This window comes from uncultured Campylobacter sp. (assembly GCF_938017705.1).
Classification (GTDB): domain Bacteria; phylum Campylobacterota; class Campylobacteria; order Campylobacterales; family Campylobacteraceae; genus Campylobacter_B.
The window spans coordinates 1-16,707 of the sequence record NZ_CALIIS010000132.1; the positions used below are offsets into that span (position 1 = coordinate 1).

Consider the following 16,707-nt stretch of genomic DNA (forward strand, 5'->3'; position numbering starts at 1 on the left):
CATCGCCATTTTGCATAATATCTTTATTATTGTCTTCATATACAGCATTTTCATCCACATTTATTATTGCGTCACGTTTGATACCAGTTAAAGTTACACCGTTTTCTTTTAACCACTGTTTGAATTCTATTCTATTCATGCCAAAAAACTTTTCGTTTTGTAATACAATCATCAAGTTTTTTAAAATTTGCTTTTTATTATCCTCGTATGTATTATTGTCGTATGGCACTATAATAGATTTAACAAATTTATATTTTCCTTCTTTAACCCATTTATTCATAGTCTTTATAAAATCCATCTGTCTAAATGTCTTTTTTCCTTGATAAACTTTATGAACTAAAAAAAAGTATGTTTGATATTGATAAATAACTATATTTTTAGCAGGAGCTTTTAAAAACTCATTATACTCTCTATCAATAGCTTTTGAAGAAGCCACATCAAGCCAATGTGTTACTAAATAATATGGTGGAATTTTATCATTTAATAAATACATTATTGGAAGATTGAAAAAATAAAAATCTTTTTCTGTCGTAGATTTGTTCTTTATATAGTTATAAAAATAATCAAATATGGAGGCGGTTCTTTCATCCATATAAATTCCATCTAATTGTTTATATAAACTTTGTGAATTAGCTTTAAGTACATTCTCTTGATTATTGAAATTCCAATTATACGGAGTTTCTATGGTATTAGAGCACATAAAGTATATTAAAATAAAATGCGCATATACATAAAATAGTTTAATTTGTTTTTGTAAGTTTAAATCCAATACAAATGAGCTAGCAAACGCTATACATATCATATTACCACCAGTAGTAAAAGCGTCAGCAAGAGTTCCTGCATACGAAATTGCAGTCATAGACAAAGCCATAAAGATATATTCTTTTTTAGAAAAAATAAAATTATTTTTTCTAAAAAATAAATAAAATATGAACAAAACCATACTAATTGAAGCCACTACAAACCAATTTATCGATAATTCGCCATTTATAATAATATAAATCAGTATGTATATGAAAATTGCATGAATTAATATCAATAAAAAATTTTTAAAAGATCTAGTTATGCTTTCTTGAACTTTATTATATCCAACTAAATATATCTTTTCTATTTTATGGTTCAAGTAATGACCGAATACCAAGATAACAAATAATCCTATACTTTTTAATAATATTTCCTGATTTAGATTATTTGTTAAAAACCTTGTAGCTATCATATACATACTTCCTTTTGAATCGTTATCGGTAATTGATGATAAATTAAATGGTATAAAAAGATTGATTATAAAGAAAAATGCAACGACAAAAAGCAACCAAAATAAAATTTTTTTAAAATACTCTCGCAAGCTGTTAGTTATAAAAGCATAAGATATAAAAAGACTTGCAAAAAGAACTAATCCCACATTTTGTTTAATAAAAAATAGCAAAACGCAAAAGAAGGCTCCTATTGTATGGTAAATTTGACCTTCAGCTGTATTTTTATTTTTTACATATTTTATCAAAAACAATAAAGTTGCAAATTCCATAATATATACATACGTATGATAATCCTTAGCGATATAAGTGCCGCTACTAATGCTTAATAATGTCGCAAAAAGCGCTGCGATGGCACTAGCCGGTTTTGAAAAAAACTCTCTCAAAACCAAATACAATAAAATTACCTGTATCATTGCGGCTACTACGCCGATGCAGGCAAAGGCAAAGAAATTTATTCCAAATATTTTTTGATAAAAGGCATTTATATAGACAAATAGCGGAGTCCATGCTAGATAAAAATCTTTATTGATCACTTCTCCTTTATTTACTAAATAAGCATAGGTTTCCCACCAACCTTCTTGGAGTGAGAAGTAATGGTTAAATATCAGTAAATGTAATGCAAGCGTTATACAAAAGCAAAAAGCAACCATTAAATTTTCTAAAATTTTGGTGTTAAACATATCTACCTCAAATCATTTAAAATTATTTTCGCGCTCTCGTCGAAAATTTTACCTTTTAGATGTGCTTTGCAAAATTCCACTATAAGCCCGTGAAATAACGCATACACGCCGTTTTCGTTCTCCAGCTTCCCTGCTTTTGCCGCCGCATCGCAGGCAGAGTTGGCGGAATTTACAAACTCATAGATCCGCTCAAATTCCAGCTCGCCTAGCCACGCGTTAAGCTCGTCGTAGCTTTCAAACTCATAGCCCAAAGCCCCGAGCAGCCGCGCCGAATAGCTGTCTGCGACCATCACCGCGCGCTCACACGCATAGCACAAGATCGCATCGCAGCTCTCCGCGCCGATCCCCTTGCGCGCTAGCAGCCACTCGCGGCTAACACCCGATTTAAAACTCTCAAAATCCCCAAAATCCGCGATTATCGCTTTGCAAAGCAAGCTTAAGCGTCTCGCTTTTTGATTATAAAATCCGCTAACTTTAATGATCTCCGCAAGCTTCGCTTCGTCTAGCCCGGCGATCCCATCTAAGCTCAAAAGCCCCTTGCTGCGTAGGTTTTGCAGTGCCGCGTCGGCATTGCTCCACGCAGTATTTTGGATCAAAATCGCCCCCACGACCATCTCAAAGCTTCCAAACGCAGGCCACCAGCGAAAATCCTTGATTTTCACGGCGCGAAAAAGCGCGATAAAAAGCTCGGTCGCGCTCATCTCGCGCCTCCGAAATTTCTGGCATAGTTTCTAAAATTTCGCGCGGCGGCGGCGATTTTTTGCGTGCGCTCTAACACTGCGATAAAATTTACGCCAAATTTAAATTCGCGCGCTGTATTCATCTGCCGCCGCCTTTTAAATTTGCAAAAAATTCCTCGCTAAAGCTCAAGAAAAACTGCTTTGCCGCGCGGCCGCTTCGGCTTGCGCGAAGCATCGCAAACTCCCTCGCCTTTGCGTGCAGCTCGTCTAAATTTGCGGCAAAGCTCAAGCGAAATTCCGCCGCGCTCATGCCTTGCGCAGCCGCAAAATAGGCATCTACGATCCCCAAATACTCCCGCATGCTCCCGCCGTAAAAGCTTAGCTGCAACCCGAAGCGCTCGCTTAGGCTGATTCGCTCGTTCGCCGCGTCGCTTAGATGCAGCTCGCCGCGACTTATCTGCGCGGCGTCGTTATCGCTTGTACATTCACCTACGATGTGGCGGCGGTTGGATGTCGCATACATCAACACGTTGCGCGGCGCGCGCTCTAAGGATCCTTCAAGTAGCGGTTTTAGGTGCTTGTAGCCGCTCTCGCCGAGCTCAAAGCTCAAATCGTCGCAAAAAATGATAAATTTAAAATTTGTTTCTCGGATCGCATCGATTATATCCACGAGACAACTCAGATCGTCCCTACCGATCTCGATGATCTTAAGGCCTTGCGGGATAAATTTAGAAAAAACCGCCTTCGCAAGGCTTGATTTGCCGCAGCCGCTCTCGCCCCACAACAGCGCGTGGTTAGCGCTACGGCCGCGCAGGAAGGCGTCCATGTTTTTTATAAGAGCCGATTTTTGGCTCTCTAGCCCCACGAGCGCGTCAATACCCGTAAAATCGATGTCTCGGACGATCTTTAGCGCCTTTTTATTCGCGCGAAAGACGGCGACCTGGACCGTGCCCCAATCAATCGTGCTAAAATCGCTGAAATAAATTTGCTCGGCGGCGCCGCTTTGAGCGTTGTTTAGAACGGCTTGCGGCGCCAAATTTAAACCGCTCGCCGCGTCTAAATTTAAATTTTCGTTCCTACTTTTGCTCGCGCTTTTTTTGATATTTTCATCGCAAGTTCGCATTTTTTAGCTCCCTTCGCAGATAGATCAAAATTTCATTTATCACGTCGTCATCGTCGCGCGTCTGTGCCTTTAATCGCACCTTATCGCCGTTTGCAAGGGTGATCAAGATATTTTCATCCATGCTCGAAATCACGCGCAAGCCAAGCTTCGTAGCCAAAACCTTAATCATCATCACGTCTATGAATTGCTTAGTGTAAATGTCCGCGCGCCCGAAGCGATCCTCGATCTCGCCAAAAATTTCAAGCACTTCGCTCGCCTCTGCACACTTGCTAAGCCGCCGGTAAAGATCCAGCCGCAGGCGATCCTCTCTGATAAATTCCGAGTTTAAAAAGGCGTTTACCGAAATTTTAAGCTCCACGCTCGCAGCGGCGCTCTTTCTGCTTAGCAGCTTGCCTATCTCCTCTTCGAGCATCTTTAGATAAAGCGAGTAGCCGATCGCCTCGATGTGCCCGCTTTGCGCCTCTCCGAGCAAATTTCCGCCGCCGCGAATCTCTAGATCGTGATACGCTAGCACCGAGCCGCTACCCAAAAACGAGTTGCTCTCAAGCGCTACGAGCCGCTTTAGCGCGTCCTGCGTAAGGGCGGTTTTATCCTCGATCAAAAAGTAGCAAAAGCCCTGTTTGTTGCTGCGCCCGACGCGGCCACGCAGCTGGTGTAGATCGGCGATACCGAATTTATCAGCGTTTTCGACGATGATCGTATTCACGCGCGGCATGTGGATGCCGCTTTCTACGATGCTAGTGCAAAGTAGCAGATCGTATCCGCCCGCTACAAATTTTAAAATTTCATCCTCCGTCATTTTCGCGTCGATCTTGGAGTGTAGAATTAAAATTTTAAGGCTCGGCAAAATTTCAAGCAGCTTCTTTTTGGCGCTTTGCATCGTCGCGATGTGGTTATGAACGTAAAAAATCTGCCCGCCGCGTCGCAGTTCGCGCGAGATCGCCTCTTTTACGATCTTTTCGTCCCACTGCTTAACGAAGGTGCGCACGTCCAAGCGGTCCTGCGGCGGACTAAGCAACGTGGAGTAGCTTTTAATCGAGCTTAGCGCCATATTTAGACTGCGCGGTATCGGCGTTGCAGACATACTAAGCAGGTGCGAGGCGGCGCTTTTCTCTTTGAGCCGCTCCTTTTGCTTAACTCCGAATTTATGCTCCTCATCGATGATTATGAGCCCTAAATTTGCGGGGTTTAAATTTAAAAGTGAGTGCGTGCCGACCACGACGATCGCCTCACCGCTTTGCAGGCGCTTTAAAATTTCACTCTTTTGCCTCGCGCTACTGAAGCGATCGAGCTTGAAAACAGGAATTTCAAACTCCCTAAAGCGCTCGCTAAGCGTGGCATAATGCTGAGAGCTAAGCAGCGTCGTAGGCACGAAAAACAGCACCGAATGCCCACTTCGGATGCAAGCAAAGATCGCATTCATCGCAACCTCGGTCTTTCCAAAGCCCACGTCGCCGCTAAGCAGGCGGTCCATCACCTTGCCGCTTTGCAGATCCGCCAAAATCGCGCCCACCGCCTTTTGCTGATCGCTCGTGTAACTAAAACCGCTCGCGCTTAAAAATTTCGCATAATCCGTGCTTTCGTTTTTGATGACGAGCCCCCGCACCAGCTCGCGCTTGGCAGCCAGCGCGATGATCTTTGAAGCGATCGCAAAGAGCTTTTCGCGCACTCGCTCTTTAATTTTTGAAAAGCTCGCCCTGCCCAGATGATCCAAGCTCACCGCGCCGCCGCTTGCGACGTAGCGATCGATCTTATTTAGGTACTCGACCGGCAGCAGCAGCTTATCGCCGCCCTCGTAGAGTAGGGACACGAACTCCTTGCTGCGCCCCATCACCTCGATGAGCTCAAGCCCGTTAAATTTAGCGATACCGTGATCTTCGTGCACGACAAAATCGCCCACGTTTAGCTCATCCAGAGCCAGGCTCGATCTTCGCACGCGCTTTTTAGGCGCCGCTTTGTTTAGCGAAAGGATGATCTGCTCGGCACTTATTAAATTTACGACGAAATCTTCGCGTAAAATTTCGATATTACTAAATCCGCTAAGATCAAACGGCGCGAGCAGAGCATCATTTCGCGCGATCAACGTGATAGCCTCGCTGCGGTGAAATTCAAAAAATTCCTGCGACGGCGTCACGGCGAGGTCTTTAAATTTACGCGCCGCGGGCAGTACCTCGATCGCGTCTAAAAAATCCAAATTGCGCTCGGAAAAAATTTCATCCTTTTTGATCTCGTGCAGCAAGATGCAATCAAACGCGCTCGTGTAATCTACAAAGCCCTCGATGAACCAAAACCCGAGCGAGCCCAGATCGCGAGCTAGCGCGTCGCTATCCGCGCGCGATATCTTTTCGCTCACGCTTTCAAACTCGTCTTCGCTTAAATTTGCCAAAAACGGCGCTATCTCTGCTTGCGAAAGCTCATCTTTTTCGCTTTTTTGCGTAGCGACGTCAAAGCGTCTGATGCTCTCGACCGTCTCGCCGTCGAGCAGAATTCTAACCGCGCTTTCGCTCCCTACCGAAAAAATATCGATGATCTCGCCACGGAAGCTAACCTCGCCCATGCTTTCGACGATGTCGCGCACGTCGTATCCCAGGCGTAAAATTTCATCTTTCAGCTCGCTTAAGTTTAACTCTTCGCCAAATTTTAAATTTAGCGGGCGCAGATGGCTTGCGGCGGGGAGTTTGTTTAAGATCGTGCGGACGGGAGAGATTAAAATTTTTTTGCCGCTTGCTTTGTAAAACGCGCTAAGAGCGGTGCTGATGCCCGCTAGCTCGCCCATGTAGCTGCGCAGATCCTCGCCGAAGCTCGCTCTAAAATCGGGCAGGCAAAAGGCTGCGTAGCCCATAAATTTCAGCACCTGCTCGCACGCCGCAGCCTCTTTACCGTCCTCGCAGATCAAAAGCTCTTTTTGGTTTTGCAAAAAATATTCGTAAACCTCGGCTTGCATTATTTAAACCTTTCGATCTGGTGCTGCACGACGTTTGCGATCTCCTGCCACGATACGTTAGGCTCTAAGGTCGAGATATTTTTGAAATTTTGCGCGTTCCAGCTCATAAAATTTGCAGGATCAACGCTTTGAGCCAAAAACCTAACTTCGTAATGCAGGTGCGGGCCGGTGCTGTAGCCGGTGTTACCGCTATAGCCGATGAGATCGCCCTTTTTAACCCATGAGCCTGGCGTTACGACTGCGGAGCTAAGGTGGCCGTAGCGGGTCTCAAAGCCATAATTGTGCGATAAAATCACTAAAATTCCATATCCGCTGCCACTGCCGCCTGCAAACTGCACGAAGCCCTCTGCCGTCGCAAACACCGGAGTGCCCTCGCTCGCTCGCAAGTCGATGCCGTGGTGCATCCTCATAACGCCACTGATCGGATGAGTGCGCATCCCAAAAGGGCTAGTTACGCCGCGATACTGCATCGGAAGTCCATTAGGCACAGCGCTAAGAATCGCGCTCGCCGTTTTTTCGCTAGCTGCGATATGCGCGCCGGAGCCCTTTTTACGCTCTTTTTTCATCTCATTCATCGCAAGCATTACCTGGATATCACTATCCAGCCCGCCTCCATCGTCTTCGCGTCCGTCCAGCTTGGCAAGCACCTCCTCATTTTTGCCCTCAAGCGCGATATTTTGCTCTTTTAGCGCGAGATTTTCGGCGTATAGGGTTTTGTTTAGCTCTTTTAAATTTGAACGGTCGCTCGCGAGTTTAAATATCGCAAAAAACAAAACAAGCAGAAAAATTACAAAAAACGCGGATAAAATTTTAAGTTGAAATCTAAAATTTTCGCCAAAATACAGCGTCTTGGTGCCAAAGTGATCGCTTAGGGTGAGTTTAGTTTTAGCCACGGCGCGCCTCAAGCCATAAAATGAAATTTTCTACCAAATGAAACGAGCCAAAAACCAAATACTCCTCGTCCGCTCTAAGCTCGCCGCGAAACGGCGAATGCGGAATTTTAAGCGCGTCAAGCGCACGGGTTATCGCCTCTGCCGCCATTTCGCGATCCGCAACCTCGTAGTTAAAGATCTCCACGCGCTCTACCACGGGCGCTAAAGTCCGCAGCACAGCAGCTACGTCCTTATCGGCAAAGGCGTTGTAAATCAGCACGATCTTTCTGCCCCTGTAGATTTCGGTAATTTCACGGGCGACTTGCTGCGCCGCAAGCTCGTTGTGTCCGACATCCACGCATAAATTTGGCGCCAAAACTTCCATCCTGCCGCGTAAATTTAGAGGCGGCAGCTGTGAAATTTCAAATTTCAAATTTAAAAATTTCATCGCGGCAAGCGCTAGGGCTAAATTTGAAATTTGAAATTTAGGCAGATTATTGTGCGCGCAAAACTCCGCGATCTGCGCTTGCTCGCTCTTGCTTAAAAGCTCTGTTGCAAACCTCAAATGAGTTCCTTTTTGCTCTGCGATCTGCTGCGCGATACGAAGCGGAACCTCGCTCATCTCGTCGCTTAAAATCGCTTCCTTATCCATCGTAATGAGCTTAGTGTGGGCGATCTGCTCTAGATTTTGTCCTAGCATGCCCAAATGATCGGTGCCGATCGGTGTAAAAAGCGACAGCGTGCGCCCGAAGCTCGACGTAGCGTCAAACTCGCCGCCCATCCCAGCCTCGATCACGCAGTAATCGCAATCTTTAAAGATCACTGCCGCCGCAAGCGTGAGATACTCGAAATACGACAAGCTATCTTTAAACTCCGCAGGCAAGCTCTCTTGCAAAAACTCATGCGCGAAATCAAGCTCCTCATCCGTAGCATCGCGCCCTAGCGAAATGGGAGGCGAGCTTTGAGTGGATTTAAAATTTGATCTTAGCGGAGATTTGAAATTTTGCTCTGGCGAGAATTTTAAATTTTGCTCAGACGGCGATTTGAGATCTTGCGAATTCCATAAATTTTGTGTAGAAGCAGAATTTTGCGTATCTATGGAATTTTGCGCGATGAAATTATGCTTGCTACAAAAATTTTGCGTGGTATAAACGGAGTTTTGCAGGGCGGAATTCTGCTCACCATGCGAATTTTGCATGGTGATAAAATTCTGCGTGGTGGAATTTTGCAAATTAGAAATATAAATTTGAGAGGCGGAATTTTCTCCGCTCGCAAAATTTTGCATCTTTATGGAATTTTGTTTTTCCGTAAAATTTGACGCCGAAGCGGAATTTTGCTCGTTTTTAAAATTTGAAGCGTCGGAATTCAACGCAAAAACGGGGTTTTGCGCGATCCGTCCGCCCAGATAGATGCGCTCGTTGAGCCTAAAAACGTGCGGGCTAGTGTAGTGCCCGACGCTAAAGCCCGCTGCGGCGATCGCGTTAGCCAAAAACCGCCCGGTGCTACCCTTGCCGTTGGTGCCGATGATCTGAATGACATTTCTGAGCGGAATTTTATCTTTAATGGCAGCATATGCCCGTGGGAAGCGCTCATAGTCGATTTTTTTGTAATAAATCGGGCGATTTTGCAAAAATTCTTTAATGCTGCGCCCGCTCAAGTCTGAATCCCCTAATCGCAAGCGCCGAAATAAACTCGTCAAACGCCTGCGTGGAGGCATTTTCGATCGCCTTATAGCGGTCCTTATCGCTAATGATCGAGCTCGTATCGTAGCTATTTTTGACTAGGCGGCTAACTTTAAAATCGTAATCGCCCACGCAATCCTTGCTGAAAACCTCGCCGTTTTTAAGCTTGGTGCTGAAATTTACGATGAGATTTGCGCGGTAGCTAGTGACATAGCCGAACTGATCGTATGAAAGCTCGCTAAAGCTTAAGCTTTTTATGCTCGCTACTACGATCGTCTGCGCCGAGTTTTTATCCGAAAGGCTCATCCCTAGGCGCTGGACTATACCCTGTCTGATCGCATCTTTGATAGCGACGGTGTTTTGCGGATCGGTCTTGCTCATCATCACATCCACAAATACGCTTCCGCTCATCGTCTCTTTCGCGATCCTTGAAACGGGCTTGTAGCCGCAGCCGATTAAAAAAATCAAACAAAAAACGGTCAAAGCTTTTCTCATCTTCGCCTACTTTATCACCAAATTTACGAGCTTGTTTTTGACATAAATTTCTTTTACGATACTCTTGCCTTCTAGCCATTTGGCGCAGTTTTGTTTCGCAAGGCTTAAAATTTTGCCCTCGCTTAGACTCGCGCTCGCCTCAAACTCGGCACGCTTTTTGCCGTTAATCGTGACGGCAAGCTTGATCGTATCGCTTTCAAATACCTCTTCGCAAACTCGCAGCTCGCCGAAATTACGCCTCTTAAACAGCTTCTCGCTAAGCTCGGCGCAGATGTGCGGCACAATAGGCTCGAGCAGGTTTAAAATCACAAAGTAACCCTCAGTAAATACGTCTTTGTTGCTCTGCGCATTTAGCGCATTTAGCGCCTCCATACACGCGGCGATTAGGGTATTAAAAGCAAAACTGCTCTCATAAACCTGCTGTGATTTCTTAAGCGCCTCGTAAACTTTGAGGCGGGCGTATTTTTCCTCTTTATTTAAAGCGGTGTGGTCGATCTGCGGAATTTTATCCGTAGCGTAGGCATTTTCGGCGCGATCGTAGAGGCGATTTAAAAATTTATACGCACCCTCTACCGCGCTGTCGTTCCACTCAAGCTCCTTTTGAGGAGGCGCGGCAAAAAGTATAAAAAGTCTCGCCGTATCGGCGCCATAGGTCTCGATAATATCATCAGGATCGACGGTGTTTCCTTTGCTTTTACTCATCTTCGCGCCGTCTTTTAGCACCATGCCCTGGGTTAGCAGCCGCTCAAACGGCTCGCTATCGCGCAGATAGCCTATGTCGCGAAGAGCCTTTTGGAAAAATCTCGCGTATAAAAGGTGCAAAATCGCGTGCTCGATGCCGCCGATATACTGATCGACGTTCATCCAGTAGTTCACGCTTTGTTCGTCAAACGCCCGCTGCTGCCACGTCCGCTCGTCGCTTGCGTAGCGCGCGAAATACCACGAGCTTTCAAAAAATGTATCGAGCGTGTCGGTCTCGCGCACCGCGCTGTCGCCGCATTTAGGGCATTTGCAAAACTTCCAGCTAGGATGCGCGTCGAGCGGATTACCCTTGCCGGTGATCTTAATATCCTGCGGAAGCTCTACGGGCAGATTTGAAATTTCTTCGCTTACAAGCCCGCATTTTGGGCAGTGGATCATCGGGATCGGCGCGCCCCAGTAGCGCTGGCGGCTCACTCCCCAATCGCGCAGTTTAAAATTTACCACGCGGCGTCCGAGCCCTAGCTCCTCAAATTTTGAGATAACGGCGCTTTTTGCTTTTTCGCTATCCATGCCGCTAAATTCCGCGGAATTTACCAAAACTCCGCTCTCTACGTAGGCTTTGCCGGCATCGTAATCGCCGCTTTTAGGAGCAATACTTTGAATGATCGGCAGGTTAAATTTCTTTGCAAACTCAAAGTCCCTCTCATCGTGCGCAGGCACAGCCATAACCGCGCCGCCGCCGTATTCTGCCAGGACGAAATTTGCAGTCCAAACGGGGATTTTTCTGCCGCTTAGCGGATGAAGCACGCTGATTCCGAGGCTCACGCCGTCTTTATCGCTTGCTTGGCGCTCACGCGGGCTTTGATTTAAAATTTCTCTCACCTTCGTTGCAGCTTCCGCGCCAAGTAAATTATTATCCAAAAGTCTCTTTACGACCTCATGCTCCGGCGCAAGCGCCGCGTAGCTCATGCCGTAAATCGTATCCGGTCGCGTAGTAAAAACCTTAAAGCCCTCGATGCCGCCAAGTTTGGCACTACTTTGCTCGTCAAATTTAAAGCTAAATTCCAAACCTTCGCTGCGCCCGATCCAGTTTTCCTGCATCGTAAGCACCTGAGCGGGCCACTTGCCCTCAAGCTGCTTTAGGCAATCCAAAAGCTCCTGCGCATAAGCGGTGATTTTTAGATAATATCCCGGCATCTGCTTTTGCACGACCTCGTTGCCGCAGCGCCAACACCTGCCCTCCTCGACCTGCTCGTTGGCAAGCACCGTCTGATCGTGCTCGCACCAATTTACCACGGCGCTTTTTCTATAGATAAGCCCTTTTTCAAAAAGTTTGATGAAAAATTCCTGCTCCCAGCGCGTATAAAGCGGATCGGAGGTAGCGAGCATGCGACGAGCCGAAAAGCTAAAGCCCAGGCGGTGTAGCTCGTTTTTCATATAATCGATATTTTCGTAGGTCCAAGTTTTAGGGTGAATGCCGTGTTTGATCGCCGCATTTTCCGCGGGCATGCCGAAGCTGTCAAAACCGATCGGCTGAAGCACGTTGTATCCGCGCAGCCTGTAGTATCGGCTCAAAGCGTCGCCGATGCTGTAGTTTCGCACGTGCCCCATATGGATGCGACCGCTTGGGTAAGGAAACATCGAAAGGATATATTTTTTAGGTAGGCTATAATCGTCCTTAGGCTCGAAAACTCCCTCTTCATCCCAAATTTTCTGCCATTTAAGCTCAATACTTTTACTATCGTAAGGCATTTTGCGCTCCTAGAATTCGTCTTTAGTTTTTGCCGATTCGATCGCTATTAAAATTAGCGAGAAAAAGTTTGCAAGTAGCGCGCCGATCGCAAGCGAGGTCACGATCGATAGATCTCCCGGCGCTACTACAATCAAAACGAACGCCGGTATGAGATGCAGATCTGCTACGAGCGAGCTTGCAAAAAGCTCGGCTGCTAGCATATTTCGCACGCCTACCTTCAAAAGCGTCGAGACTGCATTCACGCTGGTTGCTATGAAAAGTAAAATTTCATTCTTCTCATACAAAAACCCGCCTATCGTAGTCATACTCATCAGCGCAAAAAATATGTAAATTACCCTTCCCCAGTTCATCTTTCATCCTTACACCGTGCCTTTTTCATACATGGCGCGATTCTTTTCTTTCTCTTTGATACGGCGCTGTTTTTCAGCTAAAAACGCGCGGTACTTTTCAACGTTAAATTTAAACAAAATCAGCATCGGAGCAGCTACGAATACGGAGCTGAAAGTTCCTGCTATGACGCCCACTAACATCACGAAGCTAAAGCCGTGGATCATCTCTCCGCCCCAGACGAATAAAATCACGATGACGATGAGAGTCGTAAGCGAAGTAAGCAACGTGCGCGATAGCGTATGAGAGATCGATTCGTTTATAACCTCATCAAGCTTAATCGATTTACTATCTTTTACACCTTCTCGAATTCTATCGAAAACAACGATGGTGTCGTTTAGCGAGTAGCCCATTATGGTTAGTAGTGCAGCTAGAATTTCAAGGTTGAAATCCACGCCGGCTAAAATCATCGCGCCTACGGCAACTACGACGTCGTGCAGATCCGATAGTACGGCTGCAATCGCAAATCTCCACTCAAACCGCAGGGTGATATAAACCAAAATGAGCGCAAACGACACGCATACCGCTAAAATTCCGTTTGTGCGAAGCTCCTCGCCGACTTTAGGTCCTACGATATCGACTTTGCGAATGTCGAAGTTTCCGCTGCCTTGCAAAATTTTTTGCGCCGCTAAGGCGGGATTATCGCCCAGTTCACTCGCAGCGCCTGAATATCTAATCGTAACTTCCTGATCACTACCGAATTCCGTAACGTTGATATTGCCTAAATTTGCCGCCTCGAAGCGCTTTCTGATCTCATCAAGCGGTGCTTTAGCGTCGTATTTAACCTGAATGAGTGTACCGCCGCTAAAATCGATGCCGTAATTAACGCCTTTAATGAAAAATAGCGCAATAGAGCCTATTATCAAAACAGCAGAAAGCGCAAAGGTAAAATATCTAAATTTCATAAAATCATAAATTTTGCCCTTATCGAACACTTGCATTTGCGCCTCCTCTTACTTTATAACCGAGCCAAAGCGCGGTATTTTTGCTCTTTTCCATCTTATCCATTACTAACTCAAACATTCCGTGAGTGCCTAAAATAGCTGTTATCATCGACGCTACGATACCGATGCTCATCGTAACGGCAAAGCCCTTCACTGGACCCGTGCCGTAAGCATAAAGCGCAGCAGAAGTAATTAGCGTAGTGATATTTGAATCCACGATCGCGCTCATCGCATTTTCATAGCCTTTATTTATACTTTGGCGGATTGAAACTCCCGTCCTTAGCACCTCTCTAACGCGCTCGTTAATGATGACGTTCGCATCTACCGCCATTCCGATAGTTAGCACGATTCCAGCCATTCCAGGAAGCGTTAACGTTGCACCAAAAAGCGCCATACAAGCGATCAAAAACAAGATATTGACCACAAGTGCGATGTCGGCAAAAAGTCCCGCTACGCCGTAGTATAAAATCATAAAGATCAAAATCGCAACCGCTGCAAGACTAAGCGCCGCCATACTTTTATCGATGCTATCTTGTCCTAGGCTAGGGCCGATGCTGCGCGTTTCGGATACTTTAACAGGAGCCAAAAGCGCACCGCTTCTAAGCGCAATCGCTACGTCGTGCGCCTCCTCGACGCTAAATCCACCACTGATCTGACCGCTGCCGCCGCCGATACGCTCGTTAATGCGCGGTGCGGAGTAAACCTTGCCGTCAAGTACGATCGCAAGGCGCTTACCGACATTTTTGCCAGTAAAATCGCCAAAAATTTGAGCACCTTGAGAGTTCAGTGTAAAATTTATGATCGGCTGGTTGGTGTGCTGATCGAAGGCAACCTTCGCATCAACTAGCATCGCGCCGTCCAGCACCGGAATTTCGTTTATGAGATACTTGTAATTCGGATTTTTAACGTCTGGATAGATCACGTCGCCGTAAGCTCTGGCATCCGCTGCGCTAATAGTCTGCGCGCGGTCTTGGCGCACGTCGTCCACCGCCATAAGCTGCAAGTGGGCCGCTTTGGCGATCAGATCCTTGGCGCGCTGCTCATCCGCTGCACTTTTGACGCCCGGAAGCTCAACCAAAATATAACTCTCGCCCTGCTTTGCTACCGTCGGCTCCGCAAGTCCGAATTGGTCCAAGCGGTTTCGGATAGTTTCTACGGCCTGTTCAATCGCGTATTTTTTAGTCGCTTCGACCTCCTCAGGTGTTAGTGTGACGCGGTATTTTTCGCCAGATTTTTGAATGTCTAATCCGCTTGCGGCGTTATGCAGAATCGCATCAAATTTAGAAGCCTCGTCCGCGTCTAAAATTTCAAACTCGAACGAATCGCCTTCCAATTTTAGCCCGTCCATCAGCAGATCGTCGCGCTTGGCGGCGTAATTGACGCTCGCGGCGATCGATTTGATCTTTGAAACGACCGCCTCGTCGCTTTGAACTTCCAAAAGCATATGCAGGCCGCCTTGCAGATCCAAACCCAAGTTTATCTTGCTTCCCTTTTCGGTCTGAAAGATCGAAGGCGCGGCAAAAATCGCCGAAAAAATAACCGCAGCCAAAAAGATCAGTAGGCGGTATGAAATTTTACTGCTCATCTAATTTTCTTGCCACAAATTGTTTATCTAGCTCGACCATGACCTCATCGTTAAGCTTAACTGTGATAAAATCATTGTTTGTTTTCACGACCGTGCATTTTATGCCACCGCTAGTTATGATCTTATCGCCTTTGCCGAGCGCATCGACCATCGCTTTATGATCCTTGGCCTGCTTTTGCTGCGGTCTGATAATCAAAAAATACATAATCGCAAAGATTACGACTATAGGCAGGATTGATGCAAAGAAGTTTCCTTGTTCCATGTGTTTCCTTCATTAGAAATTTAAAAAGTAGCTATTTTACATTAAGTTACATAAATAAAGGCTTTGTTCTTGCGCTTGCGCTTTCAAATTTTATTTTCGTAGAAATTTTAAGCTCTAAATTTAACGGTTTAGTCGCCCTGGCGGCGGAATTTTTCTCGCCTCTAATTGCGATAGCAGCACTTTTTTATCTGCTAAAAGCAAGCAAGGCAGAGTGGTTTTGGTGCGGATTTTTTATCGGCGCGCTGTGGATGCACTGGATCAGCTTCAGCCTGATCTATTTTAATCTCGCGTTTTTGATCCCGCTTGAAATTCTTGGAATTTGTCTCGTTTATGCCTTTATTTTCCGCATCTTTGCGATCTTTGACGCGCCGGTTTTGCGAGCTGCGTGCCTTTTGATTCTAAAATTTATCCACCCTTTCGGCTTTGATTGGTTAAATTTTGAACTGCTGCTAAGTCATGGAATTTTTAGAGCCGATCTTAGCGCGCTGGCTCTGATTTTAGCGGGGCTTTGCGCAGTTTTGTATCTGCGCGGGCGCGGTATTGCGACTAAGCTTAATGCCGCGATCTTCGCGGCATTTTTGATCTGCGCGCTGCAATTTAGCCAAAAAGAGCCCGAGCCGCTGCCGATTAAAATTTCACTCGCAAACACCGATATTTCGCAGTATGACATCTGGGCAAAGGATAAAATTTTATCCGCTGCGTTGGCAAATTTAGCTCGGATTGATGATGCGATCGCAGCGGGACAAGACGCGATAATTTTGCCCGAGAGCGCCTTTGCGATGCCGTTAAATTTAGAAAACGCGCTAGTTGAAGCCTTAAAGGAAAAATCGCGGCAGATTACTATCGTAGCGGGTGCGGAAGCGTATGAGAACGGGAAATTTTACAACAGCGCCTATCTTTTTGCAAACGGGGAAATGAAGCGCTTCGATAAGCATATTTTGGTGCCGTTTGGCGAAATGGTGCCGCTGCCTGAATTTGCGCGAAATTTCATAAACCGCGTGTTGTTAGGCGGCGCGACCGATTTTTCGACCGCTAGCGGTTTTAGCGACTACGAGCTTGGCGGCAAGAGCGTAAGAAGCGCGGTTTGCTACGAGGCTACGCGCGCGGAGCTTTACGAGGGCTCGCCCAAATACGTCGTAGCGATCAGCAATAACGGCTGGTTTGTGCCGAGCTACGAGCCCTATTTGCAGCGCCTCATAATCCGCTACTACGCGAGCTTACACGGTACATTGATCTATCACGCCGTAAACGGCAGCGCTAGCGAGATAATCGCTCCGAAAAAGATCTGGATAAACCGTCTTAAAGATCATCTAAAATAGCCTAAAAAGTTATTTTTAAACGA

The 16,707-nt window shown here is 46.2% G+C and carries 14 protein-coding genes; 1 reads left to right on the forward strand and 13 read right to left on the reverse strand.

Going from position 1 to position 16,707, the window contains the following annotated elements:
- The 13 genes from Q0605_RS06650 to yajC form a co-directional block, all read right to left on the reverse strand.
- Window positions 1-1,936 (reverse strand): glycosyltransferase family 39 protein (locus Q0605_RS06650; RefSeq protein WP_298705314.1); only part of this gene is annotated, 1,936 nt, incomplete at its 3' end.
- 2 nt (window positions 1,937-1,938) lie between these two features.
- Window positions 1,939-2,637, reverse strand: coding sequence for a 3-methyladenine DNA glycosylase (locus Q0605_RS06655; RefSeq protein ID WP_298705315.1), 699 nt, complete (start codon window positions 2,635-2,637; stop codon window positions 1,939-1,941).
- Window positions 2,634-2,759 (reverse strand): hypothetical protein, encoded by a 126-nt coding sequence (locus Q0605_RS06660; protein ID WP_298705316.1) that lies wholly within the window; start codon window positions 2,757-2,759, stop codon window positions 2,634-2,636. The genes Q0605_RS06655 and Q0605_RS06660 overlap by 4 nt, the downstream gene beginning before the upstream one ends.
- On the reverse strand, window positions 2,756-3,739 hold the full coding sequence (locus Q0605_RS06665; RefSeq protein ID WP_298705318.1) for an ATP-binding protein: 984 nt from the start codon (window positions 3,737-3,739) through the stop codon (window positions 2,756-2,758). The genes Q0605_RS06660 and Q0605_RS06665 overlap by 4 nt, the downstream gene beginning before the upstream one ends.
- Entirely contained in the window at window positions 3,723-6,683 is a 2,961-nt protein-coding gene (locus Q0605_RS06670) for a DEAD/DEAH box helicase (protein WP_298705319.1), read from the reverse strand. Before Q0605_RS06670 ends, Q0605_RS06665 begins: the two co-directional genes overlap by 17 nt.
- Window positions 6,683-7,576 (reverse strand): M23 family metallopeptidase, encoded by an 894-nt coding sequence (locus tag Q0605_RS06675; RefSeq protein WP_005872272.1) that lies wholly within the window; start codon window positions 7,574-7,576, stop codon window positions 6,683-6,685. The genes Q0605_RS06670 and Q0605_RS06675 overlap by 1 nt, the downstream gene beginning before the upstream one ends.
- Window positions 7,569-9,212, reverse strand: coding sequence for a bifunctional folylpolyglutamate synthase/dihydrofolate synthase (locus Q0605_RS06680; RefSeq protein ID WP_298705321.1), 1,644 nt, complete (start codon window positions 9,210-9,212; stop codon window positions 7,569-7,571). Before Q0605_RS06680 ends, Q0605_RS06675 begins: the two co-directional genes overlap by 8 nt.
- On the reverse strand, window positions 9,193-9,732 hold the full coding sequence (gene lptE, locus Q0605_RS06685) for an LPS assembly lipoprotein LptE (RefSeq protein WP_297902797.1): 540 nt from the start codon (window positions 9,730-9,732) through the stop codon (window positions 9,193-9,195). Before lptE ends, Q0605_RS06680 begins: the two co-directional genes overlap by 20 nt.
- 6 nt (window positions 9,733-9,738) lie before the next feature.
- Complete coding sequence (gene leuS, locus Q0605_RS06690) at window positions 9,739-12,186, reverse strand: leucine--tRNA ligase (RefSeq protein WP_298705322.1); 2,448 nt, start codon at window positions 12,184-12,186, stop codon at window positions 9,739-9,741.
- A gap of 9 nt (window positions 12,187-12,195) precedes the next feature.
- Window positions 12,196-12,537 carry a DUF6394 family protein gene (locus tag Q0605_RS06695; RefSeq protein WP_005872279.1) on the reverse strand — a complete coding sequence of 114 codons (342 nt, stop codon included), beginning with the start codon at window positions 12,535-12,537 and terminating at the stop codon, window positions 12,196-12,198.
- Window positions 12,538-12,546: 9 nt separating this feature from the next.
- Entirely contained in the window at window positions 12,547-13,515 is a 969-nt protein-coding gene (gene secF / locus Q0605_RS06700; RefSeq protein ID WP_298096129.1) for a protein translocase subunit SecF, read from the reverse strand.
- Window positions 13,499-15,103, reverse strand: a complete 1,605-nt coding sequence (gene secD / locus Q0605_RS06705; RefSeq protein ID WP_298705324.1) for a protein translocase subunit SecD — start codon at window positions 15,101-15,103, stop codon at window positions 13,499-13,501. Before secD ends, secF begins: the two co-directional genes overlap by 17 nt.
- A complete protein-coding gene (yajC, locus tag Q0605_RS06710; RefSeq protein WP_005872282.1) occupies window positions 15,093-15,365 on the reverse strand; it encodes a preprotein translocase subunit YajC in 273 nt (90 codons plus the stop codon). Before yajC ends, secD begins: the two co-directional genes overlap by 11 nt.
- On the opposite strand from yajC, the gene Q0605_RS06715 reads away from it, so the two are divergent.
- A complete protein-coding gene (locus Q0605_RS06715) occupies window positions 15,341-16,684 on the forward strand; it encodes an apolipoprotein N-acyltransferase (protein WP_298705326.1) in 1,344 nt (447 codons plus the stop codon). The two genes, yajC and Q0605_RS06715, sit on opposite strands and share 25 nt — an antisense overlap.
- Window positions 16,685-16,707 lie beyond the last annotated feature (23 nt).